The organism is Bradyrhizobium sp. AZCC 2262 (assembly GCF_036924535.1).
GTDB lineage: Bacteria > Pseudomonadota > Alphaproteobacteria > Rhizobiales > Xanthobacteraceae > Bradyrhizobium.
Genome location: NZ_JAZHRT010000001.1, coordinates 105,977 through 123,799, shown reverse-complemented (window position 1 = coordinate 123,799; position 17,823 = coordinate 105,977). Strand labels below are relative to the sequence as shown.

Here is a 17,823-nt window from a genome sequence, read left to right as displayed (position 1 = left end):
CTTGAAAGCAAACCAAGGCGGAGAAAAATCAACGAAGCCGATCGATGTTCCACCGCTCATAACGGTTTGGTTTTAGGTTCGAACTCTTCTCCGAACATGTTCGCTGCCTGGATCTTCGTGCTCTTTCGTCGGTACCGCCGACTTGGGTCTACGAAACCATCGAAAGGAGGCCAACCGATTAGCACGCCTCGGTTTCTGATTCTACGACAAGAAGGATTCTGAACTTTCGGCCGAATGCGCGCGGTTGCACGCTTCGCATATGACTGAAAATGAAATCAATATTGGTCGTGCCGTTTGCCATCAGTTCGCCCGCGAGTTTGATCGACCGATCAGGCTACGCCGCTTCTGCCAGCGAGGCGTTTGATCGTGCCTCGCGGAACACAAAAATTGCCCTTGCAGTCGATTCCGGATGAGGCGATTCTACGCTTGGCACGGGCATTGGCACGCCAAGCGGCAAGGGAAGACCATGAACGAGATCAGGCCAGCATCAGACCGTTCAATCAAGAAAGGAGTGATCTACGCTCGGTTCTCGACTGACCTGCAAAACGAGCGATCGATCGAGGACCAAATCACGCTCTGTCGGGGCTACGCCTCGCGCGAGGGCATAAACGTTATCGAAGTGTTTGAGGATAGAGCCCGTTCAGGCGGCTCCATCATGGGGCGAAGTGGCTTGCTTCGTCTATTGGATCAAGCCAGAGATCGGTCTTTCGATGTCGTGGTCGTCGAGGCACTCGATCGCCTCTCGCGCGACATGGAAGACCTCGCCGGTATCCATAAACGGCTTTCTTTCCTCGGTATTGAAATACGCGCTGTCCACGAAGGCGTCGTGAACACAGTTTTGGTTGGCCTTCGCGGACTGGTGGGTCAGCTATTTCGCGAGGACAATGCCCACAAGGTGCGCAGAGGTTTGGCCGGTCGCATCGGCCAAGGTCTCAATGCAGGAGGGAAGGCCTATGGCTATGCTCCTGCCGTCGGCGAAAAGGGCAAGCGGATCATTGTCGAAGCTGAAGCTAGAATCGTCCGGCGTATTTTCGAGGAATACGTTGCTGGAAGGACACCTCGTAAGATCGCATACGATCTAAACAATGAAAGGATATCACCGCCACGCGGGCGCTCATGGAACGCCTCCACAATTAATGGCAACATGCAGCGTGGCGCGGGCATAATCCAAAACGAACTCTACGCGGGCCGGCTTATCTGGAACAAAGTAAGGATGATCAAAGACCCTGACACGGGCAAGCGACTGTCGCGCCCGAACGCCAAGAACGAATGGCAGACCACAGACGTGCCAGATCTGCGCGTTGTTTCGCAAAAGCTATTTGACGCCGCGCAGAGTCGCAAACAAGAGCGCGGCAAAACCCATCCGAACCAACAGCGGCGGCCGCGCCACATGCTGTCGGGTCTCCTCCGCTGCGGAGCATGCGGTGCAGGGATGTCAACAAATGGCAAGGATAAGTCGGAGCGCATTCGCATCCGTTGTTCGGCTGCCACGGAGAGTGGCATGTGTCGCGATGCAAAGACATTCTATCTGACGACGGTAGAAAGTGCAGTTCTTGCCGGGCTAGAGGCTGAGATGCGGCATCCGAGGGTGATTGCTGAGTACGTGCGGACTTATCACGATGAGCGGAAGCGACTCTCAGCCAAGGCCAACGCTAGACGGACCCAGCTTGAATTGCGTCTCGGCGAACTCAATCGCGAGATTGACCGGCTCGTTGACGCCATAGCAAAAGGACACGGTGACCCCGCAGTGCTCGGTCCTCGCTCAAGCGTCTTGGACGAAGAGCGAAAGCAGGTAGCGAGGGAGTTGGACGGCGAACCTGCGGCCAGCGATGTTATCTCGCTCCACCCGGCGGTACTGGCACGCTATGAACAACAGCTCGTCCATTTGCAGGACGCTTTGTCGAAGGGCGTGAACGCTGGGGATTCTGAGGCAGCGGAAGCAATCAGAGATCTCGTCGAGACGGTAACGGTATTTCGGAACCCCTCCCATCCTGGCGGGGTCACGGTTGAGATTGTGGGACGCTTGAATGCACTGCTGGGGGAACAGGCCTATCCCCACAACGTTCGAGGAGTGTGGGGAAAGATGGTAGCGAGAGAGGGACTCGAACCCCCGACCCCAGGATTATGATTCCCGTGCTCTAACCAGCTGAGCTACCTCGCCACGATTCACCGTCACGGCACACGATGCCGCATTCGCGAACGCGCGGCATATAAGGAGTGGCTCGCCGACCTGTCAAGCAAAGCCGGCGGTCTGGCCAAGCATCTGCAAAATAGCGCTATTTCGGCCGGATTGTCGGGTCGCCGCCGGGGCTGCCGGGTGGCGGAATCACGGGCGTCTTGCCGGTGTCAGGCGCAGGCGCGTGCATTTCGGGATCGACGCCGGCGGGCGGGCATAGGACGCCGTCCGAACGGGCCAGCTTGTCGCCGAGCGGCTCGGCGCGCTGGCCGGTGGTCGTTCCCTCCGGAGCCGCCGTGCCGGAGTGCGGCGCGGGCTGCATCGGCGCGCAACTGGCGGCACGCGAAGGCGACGGCGGCGCGGTCTGGGCCGGGGGTGTGGTCGGACCAGGCGGTGCCTGTGCGCCCGCCACATCAGCGGCCACCATCATCACACAGGAGATCAGAAGGGCGCGTTTCATTGCCATGCAGGGCAACGGCCTGCGCCCGCGGAGGTTCCGCAATCAGATCGTCGCATTCTTGGTTTGACGCGTTTTTGAAGCAAAAACGCGATGCGCTTCACGATTTCCGAAACCGGATCAGCGAAAAATGCCCCATCGGTGGCATCGGCCGACGCTCGGTCAGGGTGACGCCGCCATGTTTGGCGGCCCAGTTGGTCAGGCGTTCCCACGGGAATTCCGGCCGCCAGCCGAGCCGCCGCGCCAGTGGCGCGAACGCCAGCTCGAACATGCGGCGCGGGCCGCTTTCGGCGCCGATGTGATTGACCAGGATGAGTTCGCCGCCGGGTTTCAGCACGCGGATGAAATCATCCAGCGTGCGTTCCGGATCCGGCACCGCCGTGATGACATATTGCGCCACCACCGCATCGAAATATGAGTCCTTGAACGCCAGGTTCTTGGCGTCCATCACCGCCAGCGTTTCGACATTGGTCAGGCCGAGCGTGCGCACGCGCTTGAGCGCCCGCCGCAGCATCGGCTCGGAAATGTCGACGCCGCATAATTTAGTGTTGCGCGAATATTCCGACAGCGACAGCCCGGTGCCGACACCGACATCGAGAACGCGCCCGCCGATCTTGTCGGCTTCCGCAATGGTCGATTGGCGGCCGTGATCGAACACCTTGCCAAACACGAGATCGTAGACCGGCGCCCAGCGCCCATAAGCCTTTTCGACCCCCTCGCGGTCGATGTCCCCAGCCATTCCCTGTGCCCCGATTTTTTCTTAACTGCGCATCACCTCGGCGAGCGGCGCGGCCGTTTGCTGCGCCCCTGCCCTCGCCGCCGCATGGCGTGCGGTCGCGCTCTTGATGAATCCGCCGCCGAGCACGCGCGGCTGTCCCGCAGGCGCATCGTAGAACACGCAGGCCTGGCCAGGCGATACGCCCTCCTCGCCGGCAACGAGTTCGACCTCATAGGTACCATCGACCGAGCGCAACCAGGCCGGCTGCGGCGCGCGTGTCGAGCGCACGCGCACGAACATCTCGATGCCGTCGCCGATGACGCGATCCAGCAGCCCGTCGCCGATCCAGTTGACGTCACGCAACAGGATGCGATCCATCCGCAGCGCCTCGCGCGGCCCCACCACGACGCGGCGGCTGGCCGCATCGAGCTTGACGACATAGAGCGGCGCGCCGGCGGCGATGCCGAGGCCCTTGCGCTGGCCGACGGTGAAATGAACGATGCCCTGATGCCTGCCGATTGTATGGCCGTCGAGATCGACGATGTCGCCGGGCTCGATCGCGCCCGGCTTCAGGCGGCCGATGATGTCGGTGTAGCGCCCGGTCGGCACGAAACAGATGTCCTGGCTATCCTGCTTGTCGGCGACTTCGAGGCCGAAGCGCCGCGCCAGTTCGCGCGCCTGCGGCTTGGTCATGTCGCCGAGCGGAAAGCGCAGATAATCGAGCTGCTCGCGCGTGGTCGCGAACAAGAAATAGCTCTGGTCGCGATCGGCGTCCGCCGCGCACACCAGCGCGCGCGATCCGTCGGCGAGGCGGCGCGAGGCGACATAATGTCCGGTCGCGAGCGCCTGCGCGCCGAGCTCGCGCGCGGTCGCCAGCAGATCGCGAAACTTGATCGATCGGTTGCACTCGATGCAGGGCACCGGCGTTTCGCCGAGCGCGTAGCTGTCGGCAAAATTGTCGATCACGGATTCGCGGAAACGGCTTTCATAGTCGAGCACGTAATGCGGAATGCCGATCCGCTCGGCGACGTTGCGGGCGTCGTGGATGTCGCGGCCGGCGCAGCAGGCGCCCTTGCGATGGGTGGCCGCGCCATGGTCGTAAAGCTGCAGCGTGATCCCGACCACGTCGTAGCCCTCGGACTTCAGCAAGGCAGCCGTCACCGAGGAATCGACGCCGCCGGACATGGCGACAACGATCCGCGTATCCTGCGGACGACCTTCGAGATCCAGACTGTTTCTCATGCCAGGGGTCATCGACTTCAATTGCAAGCGCGCTACGCGGCTCGCGGCCAGGGTTAAAACGCCTTTTATTATAAGGCCTTATGGCACCATTCGGCCACACCGGGCCGGATCGGACGCCACACTTTAATATAGGCCGTATTCCCGGGAGGCAATCAGCCCGATCTTTCTTTTGGGTTCAGTCCAAGACGGCAAATCTTGCCGCCGGGCAGAAAAGGGGGCCGCGATCGTGCTCCCACGACTCACCTACCTTTGATTTAACATATTGAAATATAACGATAATTTTTTCGATCCTCGGATGGCCCGGTCCTTGCTCAATGGTAGCCAAGGTTTCAGCGCGAGGGTTGCCCGTGGTCAGTGTCCCGTCAGAAGTATTGGCAAACGCATCGTTTCAGGGCGCGCGGGCGAGGTCCGCACGGGCCGATTCCGATCAATCCGCCGGAAACGACAGTTTCGCAGCCCTGGTCGACAGCAATGCGGCCGCCAGCAACAACGACAATCGCGTCCAAGATCGCGTCCAGGACCGCACCCAGGACTCAGCGCTCGCCCCGCGCCGCTCCGATGATTCGCAAGCAGCTTCCGACAACCGTGCGCGCGACAACGCCGCCGCGTCGGACAAGGCCGCATCTGATAAGGCCGCGCGCAACGATTCCAACGACCGCGACGCCGCGGCCAAGGCACGCGACGACGGCAAAGCAGATGCAGACGCAGAGGCCGACACGGCCCGCGCGGCCAAATCGAAGGCCGATGCGTCGAAGTCCGGCAAATCCGATGAACCCAACCAGGTATCTTCCGGCGATGACGCTGCGGCAAAGGATCAGACCGAGGCGGCGCAGGATGGAACGGCCGTGGTAACGGCTGACGCCGTTGCCGTCGCCAATCCCGCAGCCGCAGCGCCGGCAGCGGCGGCCTCGACGACGCCCGCAGCCGACAAGGCGACGGCGCCGCTTGCGATCGCCTCCGCGGCCATCGCCGCGTCAGCTTCGCTGGCCGGCGAGACCGCTCCGGCTTCTCCCGCATCTGAAGGCGCCGGCACCGATACAACGCCGGCTGCAGCCGCGAACACCAAGACCGACGGCACCAAGGTCAATGCGCAAGGCGCCGTCGGCCAGGCCGTTAGCGCCGCAGTCACTTCTGCCAACACCACCGTCACCGCGGGTATTGCGAATGCCGCGTCCGCGATTGCGGCGACGCCGGCCGGATCGAAACCGACCGTTCAGCTCAAGAACCCGGTCGTCGCGAAGGAAGGCGCAACGACTGTAGGCGAGCAGGACGGCGCGACCGACACGACGGACGCGCCCACAACCGCAACACAGGTCGTAGACGCCAGCGCTCCCGCCGTGACGCCTCAGACGGGCGCCGCCGGCAAGCCGAAAATCGACAACGGCATGGTCGAGGCCGTGAAGGCCGACGCGCCCGGCAACTCCGTCACGCCCTCGGCCGTCCACGCCGGCGCGCATTCAGCCGCCGCCGATATCGGCCAAACGCTGGCCAATTCTTCCGGTAACGGACTGCAGGCCCCCAGCGCTATGCAGACGCAGCAAACGTCCGCCGCGCCAGCCACCGCCCAGCTCACTGCTACCGCAGCCACTGGCGCCGCGGTGCCACTGAGCGGACTCGCGATGGAAATCGCTGCTTCCGCCAACAGCGGCAAGACCCGCTTCGAAATCCGGCTCGATCCGGCAGAACTTGGCCGCATCGATGTCCGCATCGATATCGATCGCCACGGCCAGGTGACGTCGCATCTGACGGTCGAACGGCCGGAAACGCTGTCGATGCTGCGTCAGGACGCCAACCAGTTGCAGCGCGCGCTCGACAATGCCGGGCTCTCGACCGGCAATAGCGGATTGCAGTTCAGCCTGCGCGACCAATCCTCGCAGGGGCAGAACGACGGCAACCAGTCCAATCCCAACGCCCAACGCCTGGTGGTCAGCGAGGAGGACAGCGTTCCCGCGGTCGTCGCGGGCCGCAGCTATGGCCGCATGCTCGGTTCGAGCAGCGGCGTCGATATCAGGGTTTAACGGAGGTTACCATGGCAGTCGATGCAACCATGCCGACAACGATCACCTCTGCGCCCGGGACCGGCAGCAGCAGCTCCAGCAGCACCGCCTCTTCGACGGCGACGACCGGGATTGCGGACAATTTCCAGACCTTCCTGACGCTGCTGACCACGCAGCTCCAGAACCAGAATCCGCTCGATCCGCTCGACACCAACCAGTTCACCCAGCAGCTCGTGCAATTCGCCGGCGTCGAGCAGCAGCTCAAATCGAACGATCAGTTGAAGTCGCTGATCGATATCGAAAAGAGCGCGCAGTCGACCCAGGCGCTGGTCTATGTCGGTAACAACGTCGCCGTCGACGGCAGCACGGCGCAGTTCGACACATCGGCGACCTGGAATTTTCAGACCGAGAAAGACACCACCGCGACGATCACGATCACGAGTTCGACGGGCCAGACCGCCTTTTCCGGGACGTATCCGCTGAAGCAGGGCAATTCCAGTTTCGTCTGGGACGGCAAGGGTAATGACGGCGTCCAATGGCCGGCAGGCACCTACACCATGAGCGCCACCGGCAAGGACAGTTCGGGCAACAGCGTGGCAATTTCCACCGAGGTCCAGGGCATCGTGGATTCAGTCGATCTCACCGCCTCCCCGCCGCTGCTTTCCATCGGCGGGCAAAACTACACGACCGACAAGATCAAGCGGGTGGTACGTCAGACCGCCTCCTCCAGCTAGCCGTCCCGACCCACTCGGGTCGTTTGATCGGCCGCTTTTCGGCCCGGCAATCCCCGATTGAGCGCAAAAGCGTTCCCCGGGGGAACCGGGCCGACGCCATTTTTGTTCATTTTCAAGGAGATTCGTATTGAAGCCTTGGGCTTAGGCAAATTTTAAGCCGACGGGCGTACGTTGGTAAAGTGAGTTCAGTGGTTGAGAGTTTGTGAGTACGCCATGACAGAACCCCATCGCCCGAGGGTGAAATACGTCATCGGGCCTGACGGCAGTCCGTTAACGATTGCGGACCTGCCCGCGCCCGGAACCAAACGGTGGGTGATCCGCCGCAAGGCAGAGGTCGTTGCCGCGGTCCGCGGCGGCCTGCTCTCCCTTGAGGAGGCATGCAGCCGTTATACCCTGACGGTCGATGAATTCCTGTCCTGGCAGTTTTCCATCGATCAGCATGGCTTGGCCGGCTTGCGGACCACCCGTATCCAGCAATATCGCCAGTAAACTTCGGCGAACCAGCGGCATTTGATGAAAACCGGCTTCGTTCTGCGAAGCCGGTTTTTTTCATGCCGGAACTATTCGCGGCGGCTTTAACCGACGTTAACCATATGGAAACCATCCCCTAGGCAATAATTGCCCAGTCGGTCCCTGGGACCGAATCCCTGGGGGCGGTTGGTGCAAAGTCTCGTTGCTTTCCTGAGAGGCCTTGGCGCGTCGCGGCTGATGGCCATGGTCGCGGTGACGATCGCGCTGATCGGCTTCTTCGCCTTTGTCATCATGCGCGTTACGACGCCGCAGATGACCACCCTGTTCACCGACCTCTCCGCCGAAGACTCCTCCGGCATCATCAAGGATCTGGAACGCCAGGCGATTCCCTTCGAACTGCGCAACGAAGGCGCCGTGATCATGGTGCCGAAGGACAAGGTGACGCGGCTGCGGATGAAACTCGCCGAAAGCAACCTGCCCAAGGGCGGCGGCGTCGGCTACGAGATTTTCGACAAGTCCGACGCCCTGGGCACCACGAGCTTCGTCCAGAACATCAATCATTTGCGCGCGCTGGAGGGTGAACTCGCCCGCACCATCCGCGCCATCGACCGCATCCAGGCGGCTCGGGTGCATCTGGTGCTGCCGGAACGGCCGCTGTTTTCGCGCGAAGCGCCGGAACCGTCGGCCTCGATCGTGGTGCGGGTGCGCGGCAGCCTCGAACCCCAGCAAATCCGCGCCATCCGCCACGTCGTCGCCTCCGCGGTCAACGGGTTGAAGCCACAGCGGGTGTCGATCGTCGACGAGGCCGGCCGGTTGCTGGCCGACGGCGCCGGCAAGGACTCCGAGAACGCCGTCGGCGACGAGCGCCGCACCGCCTTCGAGAAGCGCATGCGCAATGAGGTCGAGGCGATCGTCTCCTCGGTGGTCGGCCAAGGCCGCGCCCGCGTCCAGCTCACCGCCGATTTCGACTACAACAAGATCACCCAGACCTCGGACAAGTTCGACCCCGAAGGCCGGGTGCTGCGCTCCAGCCAGACCCGCGAGGAATCCTCGCTGTCCGCCGAGAACAACGGCCAGGTCACGGTCAACAACGAGCTGCCCGGCAATCAGGCCAACAGCAGCGGGCCTGCGGCCCGCGACCAGAGCAAGAAAAGCGAAGAGACCAACAATTACGAAATCTCCCGGACTACCAAGACCGAGGTCACCGAGGTCGGACGGGTCAACCGGGTCTCGGTCGCGGTGCTGGTCGATGGCGCCTACACCAAGAACGAAAAAGGCGAGATGGTCTATCAGGACCGCAGCAAGGAGCAGCTCGAGAGCATCGCCACCCTGGTGCGCTCGGCGATCGGCTTCGACCAAAAACGCGGCGACCAGGTCGAGGTGGTCAACCTTCGCTTTGCCGAAGCGCCGGTGATCCCGCCGGTCGTGGAGCCGACCGGTCTGCTCGGCATGCTGCAGTTCACCAAGGATGACGTCATGTATGTCATCGAACTCGGCGTCATGATGCTGCTCGGCCTCGTGGTGCTGTTCATGGTGATCCGCCCGCTGGTCAAGCGCATCCTGGCTGCCGAAGTCGTTCCCGCGCAGGCTGAGCCTTCGCTCGCGTTGATCGAAGGCAACGGGCCAAACGGAGAACTCGGGCCCAATCAAGCCCTGATTGCCGGCACCAGCGGCACCGCCCAATTGATCGACGTCGCCCAGGTCCAGGGCCAGGTCCACGCGCAGGCCGTGCACCGGGTCGGCGAACTGGCCGAACGCAATCCGAATGAGACCGCTTCCATTGTTCGCCAATGGCTCAGCGAACCCGTCGAGTGACCTGACATGGCCGTACCGCAAACCACAAACGTCAACGACATCACCACCGTCATCTCGGCGCTGGCAAGCCGTCAGGCCAACCGACCCAAGGGCAAGGCGCTGAGCGGCCCGAAACGCGCCGCCATCCTGATGCTGGCGCTGGGCGAGCAATATGGCGGCAAGGTCTGGGGACTGCTCGATGACGACGAGGTCCGCGAACTATCGATCCATATGTCGACGCTTGGCACCATCGAGGCCGACATCGTGGAGGACCTGCTGCTCGAATTCGTGTCGCGGATGTCGGCATCCGGCGCGCTGATGGGAACCTTCGACGCCACCGAACGGCTGTTGCAGCAATACCTGCCGTCCGAGCGCGTCACCGGCATCATGGACGAAATTCGCGGCCCCGCCGGCCGCAACATGTGGGAGAAGCTCTCCAACGTGCAGGAAGAGGTGCTCGCCAACTACCTCAAGAACGAATACCCGCAGACCATCGCCGTGGTGCTGTCGAAGCTCAAGCCGGAGCACGCCGCGCGCGTGCTTGCGATCCTGCCCGAGGACCTCGCGCTCGACGTCGTTGGCCGCATGCTGAAGATGGAAGCGGTGCAGAAGGAAGTCATCGAGCGGGTCGAGCAGACGCTGCGCACCGAATTCATGTCCAACCTGTCGCAGACCCGCCGCCGTGACGCCCACGAGGTGATGGCCGAAATCTTCAACAATTTCGACCGCCAGACCGAGACCCGCTTCATCACCTCGCTGGAAGAAGAAGACCGCGAAGCCGCCGAGCGGATCAAGGCGCTGATGTTCACCTTCGACGACCTCATCAAGCTCGACTCCGCCTCGGCCCAGACGCTGATGCGCAACGTCGACAAGGACAAGCTCGGCATCGCGCTGAAGAGCGCCAATGAGGAGGTGCGCGCCTTCTTCCTCGGCAACATGTCGTCGCGCGCCGGCAAGATGCTGATGGACGACATGGCCGCGATGGGACCGGTGCGGCTGCGTGACGTCGACGAGGCGCAGGCGCTGCTCGTCAACCTCGCCAAGGACATGGCCGCCAAGGGGGAAATCACCCTGACCAAGAACCGTGCCGACGACGAGCTGGTGTACTGATGGCCGCACCCGCCAAATTCCTGTTCGACACGGACTTCGCAGCGCCCGACAGGACGCGCGAGCGTGCGGCAACCGCTGCCGAGATCGCGCAGAAGATCGCCGAGGCCGAGGCGCGCGCCTACCGCGCCGGCTACGAGGCGGCGCAGCACGAGGCCAGGGTAGAGAGCGACCGCCGCTCGGCGCTGGCGCTGGAAGAGATCGGCATCACCATTCGCGGCATCGCCACGCGTTTCTCCGGCATCGAGGCCAAGATGGAGACCGAGGCGGTCGATGTCGCGGTCGCGGTGGCGCGCAAGCTGTGCAACGAACTGGTCGCCCGCGAGCCGCTTGGCGAAATCACCGCCCTCGTCTGCGACTGCTTCTCGCATCTGGTCGCAACCCCGCATCTCGTGGTCCGCATCAACGACCAGCTCTACGAGGCCGCCCGCGAGAAGATCGAGCGGCAGGCCGCCCAAAGCGGCTTCGAGGGCCGGCTGGTGATCCTGGCCGAGCCCGGCATCGCCACCGGCGATTGCCGGATCGAATGGGCCGACGGCGGCGTGGTGCTGGAACGCACGGCCGTCGAAGCGAAGATCAGCGAACTCGTCGGGCGCTATCTGGCGTCCCGCAATCAGGCCGGAGCGTAAAGGCCATGAGGACTGAATCATGAGTGACACCGACGCACAGGTACCGCTACCCGATCTCAACGCCGCGGACGCCCCGCCGGTCGACGATCTCGCCTACAACGAGGACGAACAGGCCTCGCGCATCGCAGCCGACCTCGAGGCCGTGTTCGACGTGCCGGTGCAGGTCTCGGCCGTGCTCGGACGCTCCAAGATGGACGTCGGCGAGCTGTTGAAGCTCGGCCCCGGCACCGTGCTCGAACTGGACCGTCGCGTCGGCGAGGCCATCGACATCTACGTCAACAACCGCCTGGTGGCGCGTGGCGAAGTGGTGCTGGTGGAAGACAAGCTCGGCGTCACCATGACGGAAATCATCAAGGCGGAACGCAGCTAACAATTTTGGCGACACGCGCCCCGAACGGCGCGAACAGACGAACAGGAGATAAAAAATGCGGCTTCTCATCGTTGGCACCTTGAAGGGCCAGCTCACGACCGCCACCAAGATCGCGATGGAAAACGGGGCATCGGTCACCCACGCCGAGGCGATCGAGCAGGCGATGGCCGTGCTGCGCGGCGGCAAGGGCGCCGACCTGCTGCTGGTCGACGTCGCCCTCGACATCCGCGACCTGGTGATGCGGCTGGAAGCCGAGCACATCCACGTGCCGATCGTGGCCTGCGGCATCTCCAACGACGCCCGCGCCGCGGTGGCCGCGATCCACGCCGGCGCCAAGGAATACATCCCGCTGCCGCCCGATCCGGAACTGATCGCCGCGGTGCTCGCCGCCGTCGCCAATGACTCGCGCGACCTGATCTATCGCGACGAAGCGATGGGCAAGGTCGTCAAGCTGGCGCAGCAGATCGCGGGCTCGGACGCCTCCGTCATGATCACCGGCGAATCCGGCACCGGCAAGGAAGTGCTGGCGCGCTACGTCCACTCGCGCTCGAGCCGCGCCAAGCGGCCATTCATCTCGATCAATTGCGCGGCCATCCCCGAGCATCTGCTGGAGTCCGAATTGTTCGGCCACGAGAAGGGCGCCTTCACCGGCGCGGTCGCCCGCCGCATCGGCAAGTTCGAGGAAGCCACCGGCGGCACGCTGCTGCTCGACGAAATCTCGGAGATGGACGTCCGCCTGCAATCCAAACTGCTGCGCGCGATCCAGGAGCGCGTCATCGACCGTGTCGGCGGCACCAAGCCGGTGCCGGTCGATATCCGCATCATCGCCACCTCGAACCGCAACCTCTCCGAGGCCGTGCGCGAAGGCACCTTCCGCGAAGACCTGCTGTTTCGTCTTAACGTCGTCAACCTGAAGATCCCGCCGCTGCGCGATCGCCCGGCCGACATCCTCGAACTGGCGCAGCATTTTGCGAAGAAATATGCCGACGCCAACGGCGTGCCGCTGCGGCCGATCTCGGCCGACGCAAGGCGGGTGCTGACCTCCAACCGCTGGCAGGGCAACGTCCGCGAACTGGAAAACACCATCCATCGTTCGGTGCTGATGGCGCAGGGCGACGAGATTGGTCCCGAAGCGATCCTGACCCCCGACGGTGATCGCCTTGACCTCGCCAAGACCGCGCCCGCGGTGGCGCACGCGACCTTTGCCGCCGAGCAGGTCACCCGCGCTTTGGTCGGCCGCACGGTCGCCGACGTGGAGCGCGACCTGATCCTGGAGACGCTCAAGCACTGCCTCGGCAATCGCACCCACGCCGCCAACATCCTCGGCATCTCGATCCGCACGCTGCGCAACAAGCTGAACGAATATGCCGATGGCGGCATCCCGATCACCCCGGCCGGCGCAGGTGAGCATCAGCGTTTTGTCGCGGCAAGTTAAGCAAAGGCCCCTCGCCGTCATTGCGAGTCATCGGACGGCGCTTCACACCGACCCGTTGGTTCGCAAATAACGTTGAGAGACCGGAATAGCTCGGCGCATCCGGCTTCCGAAAAATGCGAATGGGATCACCGGGCTGCAGGTCGCGCCCGGTGAAAACAGCATAGGCGTACAGTGCGAGATAGGCGATCGCCATCGCACCCACGCCGTAAAACGCCCAAACCGCAATCCGCTTCATGGCGGGTTTCTAGAATGCCGCCCAACAAAAGGCCAGCCCATCGGCGCGGGCGAAAGCCGGAACCTCAATCCGTTTCCGTCACCTTTTTCGCGCAGCCCGCGGCGCGGGCACGCTGACTTCCGCAAGCCGGAGCGCGTCCTCATCGCGGTCGATGGCGACATACTGGCCCTGCCAATAGGCCAGCGCGGCTGTGCGCGGCGAGACCGTCACGTCCAGCACCGGGCCGATGATAATGGCATGGGAATGCCGCTCGACGATATCCTCGACCTCGCAATCGATCGCGGCCAGCGCGTCTGCCAGCAGTGGCACCCCTGACGCGCGCGTCATCCACCGGGCGCCGGCAAAGCGGTCGGCGCCCTTCAGCCCGCCCTTGCCGGCAAACCGCTCGGCAATATCGAGCTGGTCCGATGTCAGGATGTTGACGCCGAAAAAGCCGTAGCGCTTCACCAGCGGCCAGGAGGAAGATTCCCGGTTGATGCTGACGATCAAGGCGGGCGGGTCAACCGACAGCGAGGACACCGAGGTGACCGTCATGCCCGAAATATCCCTGCCCCTTCCTGCGGTGACGACGCTGACGCCACCCGTCAATTGGCGCATGGCATTGCGAAAATCGCTCGCGGTCACTTCGGTTTCGATCGACACGGAGCGGACAATGGAGTTCATGGGCACCTCACAGGTCGGAAGTATCTTCCGTGCCTTCCAGAAGATTTTTCAGGATCGCACCTTCCAGCGCCGCGAGCTCAACCGAACCGCGCTGGCGCGGACGGGGCACATCGACGCTGAAATCCTGGGCGATGCGGCCGTCCTCGATGACAAGCACGCGATCGGCCAGGGCCACGGCCTCGGCGACATCGTGCGTCACCAGGATCGCGGTAAAGCCCTGATCGTGCCAGACCCGTTCAAGCAGCCGCTGCATCGAAATGCGTGTCAAGGCGTCGAGCGCGCCGAGCGGCTCGTCGAAAGCCAGCACGCGCGGTTGGCTGACCAGCGCGCGCGCGAGCGCCACGCGCTGCTTCTGTCCGCCTGACAGGACCGCCGGCCACTGAGATCGCTTGTCGGCGAGGCCGACCTCGACCAGCGCGCTTTCGGCGCGGGCCTGCGCATCCGGTGAATTCCGCTCGCGTCCGAGACCGACTTCGACGTTCGACAGCACGCGCGCCCATGGCAGTAGCCGGGGCTCCTGGAACATGACCCGGACGTCTTCCGGTCGCGCGTCCTCGCCAAGGCTGATCGTGCCGGCCGTAGCTGTCTCCAGACCGGCGATCAACCGCAGCAGCGTGCTCTTGCCGCAGCCGCTGCGGCCGACGATCGCAACCGACTGGCCGGCGGGAATATGCAGGTCGATGCCGCGCAGCACCTCATTGTCACCGAAGGATTTTCGCAATCCCCGGATGGCCAGCGACAGCCCGCGCGAGGACGCTTCCGATCCTCGCCGAAGCAATCGCGCCTGTTCGACGAAGTCGGGGCGATCGACCGGCTCAGCACCGGGAGAAAGAAAACGAAGGGCTTCTTGCATTTCTTGTCCTCAATGTTTCTGGAAGGCCGGATGCCAGGACAGCGTCAGCCGCTCCAGCGTGCGCGAGGCGCTGTCGGCCAGCTTGCCGAGCAAGGCATAGATCAGGATCGACAGCACCACGACGTCGATCAGCATGAACTCGCGCGCCTGCATCGCCATGTAGCCAAGGCCCGATGACGCAGCGATCGTTTCGGCCACGATCAATGTCAGCCACATGATGCCGAGCGCAAAGCGTAATCCGACGAAGATCGACGGCAGCGCGCCCGGGAAGATCACCCGGCGGAACAATTCGCCGTCGGTCATGCCATAGATGCGTCCCATCTCGATCAATTGCGGATCGACGGTGCGAATGCCGTGCAGCGTGTTGAGATAGATCGGAAAGAACACGCCGAGCGCGACCAGGAACAGCTTTGCCGATTCATCGATCCCGAACCACAGGATGACCAGCGGGATCAGTGCCAAATGCGGAATGTTGCGCACCATTTGCAGCGTCGTATCCGTGAGCCTGCTGGAGAGCTGCGACAGGCCGTTGGCGAGGCCGAACGCGAAGCCGATGCTGCCTCCGATCAGGAAGCCGACGCTGGCGCGCCAAAAACTGACCCAGATGTTGCGGACGAGTTCACCAGATAGCAGGAGTTTCCATCCCGCCAGCGCGACGTCGCTCGGCGCCGGCAGCACGCGTGCGGACACGAAGCCGGTGACGCAGGCGGCCTGCCAGATCAGGATGATGGAAAACGGCACGATCCACGGGATCAGGCCGTCGATCCGCGGCAGTTTCGGTGCACTGACGCGCGAAAAACTGTCGATGAGACTCATGATTGCGATGCCTGCTTTTGCGGGCGGTATTCATTGCCGATGGTTTCGCCGAACGGCCCGGTATTGAGGCGGATCGGTGTGACGTTGCTAGCCTTGTCGAGAGACAGCAGCGGAAACACCAGCTCGGCGAAGCGATAGGCTTCCTCCAGATGCGGGTAGCCGGACATAATGAAGGTATCGACGCCAATATCCTGATATTCCCTGATCCGCGCTGCGACGGTTTCGGGGTCACCAACCAATGCGGTACCCGCACCGCCGCGTACCAGGCCGACGCCGGCCCAGAGATTGGGACTGATCTCGAGCTTGTCACGGCGGCCGCCATGCAACTGCGCCATGCGCTGCTGGCCGACCGAATCCATCCGGGAGAAGATTTTTTGCGCCGAAGCGACGGTTTCGTCGGTGACGTGCTGGATCAGTTCATCGGCGGCCTTCCACGCTTCCGCATTGGTCTCGCGTACGATCACGTGCAGGCGAATGCCAAACGACAGCTTTCGCCCGCGCGCGGCCGCAGCCGCCTTCACTCGGTTGACCTTTTCGGCGACCAGCGCCGGCGGCTCGCCCCACGTCAGGTACTTGTCGACGGCGTCGACGGCGACGTCGATGCCTGCATCCGACGATCCGCCGAAATAGAGCGGCGGCCGCGGCGACTGCACCGGCTGGAACAGCAACCTGCCGTCTTCGATGCGAATGTGCTTGCCCTCGACATTGACGGTCTTGCCCGCGAGCAGGTCGCTATAGACGTTGAGAAACTCGCGCGTCACCTCATAGCGCTCGTCATGCGACAGGAAGACGCCATCGCCCTTGTTCTCGATGGGATCGCCGCCGGTGACGACATTGATGAGCAGACGCCCGTTCGACACCCGGTCGAGCGTCGCGGTCATGCGCGCGGCAACGCTGGGCGACTGCAGCCCGGGCCGCACCGCCACCAGATAACGCAGCCGCTCGGTCCATGGCGCCACGGCCGAGGCAACCACCCAGGAATCCTCGCAGCTTCGCCCCGTTGGCAGCAGCACGCCGAAATAGCCGAGCTGATCGGCGGCCTGCGCGATCTGGCGCAGGTAATTGAAGTTCACCTCGCGCCCACCGGTCGTGGTGCCGAGATAACGGCCGTCGCCATGGGTTGGCAGGAACCAGAGAATATTGGCGTTGGGTTGCGTGCTCACGATCCGGACCTCCGGGCCACGTCAGAAATCTTGATTTGCTTCGGGATGAGCCCGAGCGCGAAGAACGTGTCCGCGACCTGTTGCTGGTCGGCGATGACGCTCTCCGTGATCGGCTTGATGCCGTAGGACTGTCGCTTGAGCGCGACTTCAACGACCGGGACGGAAAGTCCGATCGCAGGGGCAAGCTGCTCAGCGACGGCATGGATATCCACCTTGGCCCAGTCGTCGACCTCGCTGAGTTGAGCCAGCACCAGATCGACGATCTTCGGATCGCTCTCCACGAACTTCTTCGATGAGAAATAGAACTGGTAGTTGGCGACGATGCCGGTGCCGTCGGCGAGTGTGCGTCCGCCGGTGGCGGCTTCCGCGGCGGCCTGGAACGGATCCCAGATCACCCAGGCATCGACCGCACCGCGCTCGAACGCCGCGCGGGCGTCGGCCGGTGCCAGAAACACCGGCTCGATCTCGGAGTATTTGACGCCGGCCTTCTCCAGCGCCTTCACCAGGAGATAGTGAACGTTGGAGCCCTTGTTCAGCGCGACCTTCTTGCCTTTGAGGTCGGCGACCGAATTGAGCTTGCTGTCCTTCGGCACCAGGATAGCCTCACCCTTCGGGGCCGGCGGCTCATAGGCGACATACTGAATGGGCGCACCGGCCGCCTGCGCGAAGATCGGCGGGGCTTCCCCGGTGTTACCGAAATCGATGGCGCCGACATTGAGCGCTTCGAGCAGCGGCGGACCGGATGGAAACTCCGTCCACACCACCTTGTAGCCGGCGGTCTTCAGCTTCTCCTCCAGAGTGCCCTTGCTCTTGAGCAGCACCAGCTTGCCATATTTCTGGAAGCCGATGCGCACCACCTTTTCCTGCCCGTAGGAAGCACCGACGGTGGCGGCGACCATGCTGATCGACAGCACGGCGCTCGCGATCAAGCGTTGAATCAAACGCGTCATGAGTTACGTCCTC

Annotated in this window: 18 protein-coding genes and 1 tRNA gene; 9 read left to right on the top strand and 10 right to left on the bottom strand. The window is 63.3% G+C overall.

From position 1 onward, the window contains the following. Window positions 1–409: 409 nt before the first annotated feature. Window positions 410–2,128 (top strand): recombinase family protein, encoded by a 1,719-nt coding sequence (locus V1283_RS00675; RefSeq protein WP_334392917.1) that lies wholly within the window; start codon window positions 410–412, stop codon window positions 2,126–2,128. Here the strand turns inward: V1283_RS00675 and V1283_RS00670 are convergent. The 4 genes from V1283_RS00670 to mnmA form a co-directional block, all read right to left on the bottom strand. Further along, window positions 2,085–2,161: transfer RNA gene (locus tag V1283_RS00670), tRNA-Met, on the bottom strand. The genes V1283_RS00675 and V1283_RS00670 overlap by 44 nt on opposite strands. Before the next feature lie 115 nt (window positions 2,162–2,276). Further along, the gene (locus V1283_RS00665; protein WP_334384534.1) at window positions 2,277–2,642 is read right to left on the bottom strand and encodes a hypothetical protein; all 366 of its coding nucleotides are present in this window, start codon (window positions 2,640–2,642) and stop codon (window positions 2,277–2,279) included. A 91-nt stretch (window positions 2,643–2,733) separates the two neighbouring features. Next, entirely contained in the window at window positions 2,734–3,372 is a 639-nt protein-coding gene (locus V1283_RS00660; protein WP_334384533.1) for a class I SAM-dependent methyltransferase, read from the bottom strand. Between the two features lie 21 nt (window positions 3,373–3,393). Then, on the bottom strand, window positions 3,394–4,593 hold the full coding sequence (gene mnmA, locus V1283_RS00655; protein WP_334384532.1) for a tRNA 2-thiouridine(34) synthase MnmA: 1,200 nt from the start codon (window positions 4,591–4,593) through the stop codon (window positions 3,394–3,396). 347 nt (window positions 4,594–4,940) lie between these two features. Between mnmA and V1283_RS00650 the strand changes: the two genes are divergently transcribed. The 8 genes from V1283_RS00650 to flbD all read left to right on the top strand — a co-directional run bounded on the left by V1283_RS00650 (window position 4,941) and on the right by flbD (window position 13,130). After that, the gene (locus V1283_RS00650) at window positions 4,941–6,611 is read left to right on the top strand and encodes a flagellar hook-length control protein FliK (protein ID WP_334384531.1); all 1,671 of its coding nucleotides are present in this window, start codon (window positions 4,941–4,943) and stop codon (window positions 6,609–6,611) included. 11 nt (window positions 6,612–6,622) lie between these two features. Beyond that, window positions 6,623–7,324 (top strand): flagellar hook assembly protein FlgD, encoded by a 702-nt coding sequence (locus V1283_RS00645; protein ID WP_334384530.1) that lies wholly within the window; start codon window positions 6,623–6,625, stop codon window positions 7,322–7,324. Window positions 7,325–7,537: 213 nt separating this feature from the next. After that, window positions 7,538–7,813, top strand: a complete 276-nt coding sequence (gene sciP, locus V1283_RS00640) for a CtrA inhibitor SciP (protein WP_002714638.1) — start codon at window positions 7,538–7,540, stop codon at window positions 7,811–7,813. A gap of 171 nt (window positions 7,814–7,984) precedes the next feature. Then, window positions 7,985–9,610, top strand: a complete 1,626-nt coding sequence (gene fliF, locus V1283_RS00635; RefSeq protein ID WP_334384529.1) for a flagellar basal-body MS-ring/collar protein FliF — start codon at window positions 7,985–7,987, stop codon at window positions 9,608–9,610. Between the two features lie 6 nt (window positions 9,611–9,616). Next, the gene (gene fliG, locus V1283_RS00630; protein ID WP_334384528.1) at window positions 9,617–10,699 is read left to right on the top strand and encodes a flagellar motor switch protein FliG; all 1,083 of its coding nucleotides are present in this window, start codon (window positions 9,617–9,619) and stop codon (window positions 10,697–10,699) included. Further along, window positions 10,699–11,325, top strand: coding sequence for a FliH/SctL family protein (locus V1283_RS00625; protein ID WP_334384527.1), 627 nt, complete (start codon window positions 10,699–10,701; stop codon window positions 11,323–11,325). The genes fliG and V1283_RS00625 overlap by 1 nt, the downstream gene beginning before the upstream one ends. 19 nt (window positions 11,326–11,344) lie before the next feature. Next, window positions 11,345–11,695, top strand: a complete 351-nt coding sequence (gene fliN / locus V1283_RS00620; protein ID WP_065731301.1) for a flagellar motor switch protein FliN — start codon at window positions 11,345–11,347, stop codon at window positions 11,693–11,695. Window positions 11,696–11,750: 55 nt separating this feature from the next. After that, complete coding sequence (gene flbD, locus V1283_RS00615) at window positions 11,751–13,130, top strand: sigma-54-dependent transcriptional regulator FlbD (RefSeq protein WP_334384526.1); 1,380 nt, start codon at window positions 11,751–11,753, stop codon at window positions 13,128–13,130. Here flbD and V1283_RS00610 read toward each other — a convergent pair. From V1283_RS00610 to V1283_RS00585, 6 genes are all read right to left on the bottom strand, one after another. Continuing rightward, window positions 13,081–13,365, bottom strand: coding sequence for a hypothetical protein (locus V1283_RS00610; protein ID WP_334393402.1), 285 nt, complete (start codon window positions 13,363–13,365; stop codon window positions 13,081–13,083). The two genes, flbD and V1283_RS00610, sit on opposite strands and share 50 nt — an antisense overlap. A 78-nt stretch (window positions 13,366–13,443) precedes the next feature. Further along, window positions 13,444–14,028, bottom strand: coding sequence for a flavin reductase family protein (locus V1283_RS00605; RefSeq protein WP_334384525.1), 585 nt, complete (start codon window positions 14,026–14,028; stop codon window positions 13,444–13,446). 7 nt (window positions 14,029–14,035) lie between these two features. Next, a complete protein-coding gene (locus V1283_RS00600) occupies window positions 14,036–14,881 on the bottom strand; it encodes an ATP-binding cassette domain-containing protein (RefSeq protein ID WP_334384524.1) in 846 nt (281 codons plus the stop codon). 9 nt (window positions 14,882–14,890) lie between these two features. Further along, entirely contained in the window at window positions 14,891–15,697 is an 807-nt protein-coding gene (gene ssuC / locus V1283_RS00595) for an aliphatic sulfonate ABC transporter permease SsuC (protein WP_334384523.1), read from the bottom strand. Further along, window positions 15,694–16,863: an FMNH2-dependent alkanesulfonate monooxygenase gene (gene ssuD, locus V1283_RS00590; protein WP_442895836.1), complete on the bottom strand. Its 1,170-nt coding sequence runs from the start codon at window positions 16,861–16,863 to the stop codon at window positions 15,694–15,696. Before ssuD ends, ssuC begins: the two co-directional genes overlap by 4 nt. Then, the gene (locus V1283_RS00585; protein WP_334384521.1) at window positions 16,857–17,810 is read right to left on the bottom strand and encodes a sulfonate ABC transporter substrate-binding protein; all 954 of its coding nucleotides are present in this window, start codon (window positions 17,808–17,810) and stop codon (window positions 16,857–16,859) included. Before V1283_RS00585 ends, ssuD begins: the two co-directional genes overlap by 7 nt. Between the last annotated feature and the right edge of the window lie 13 nt (window positions 17,811–17,823).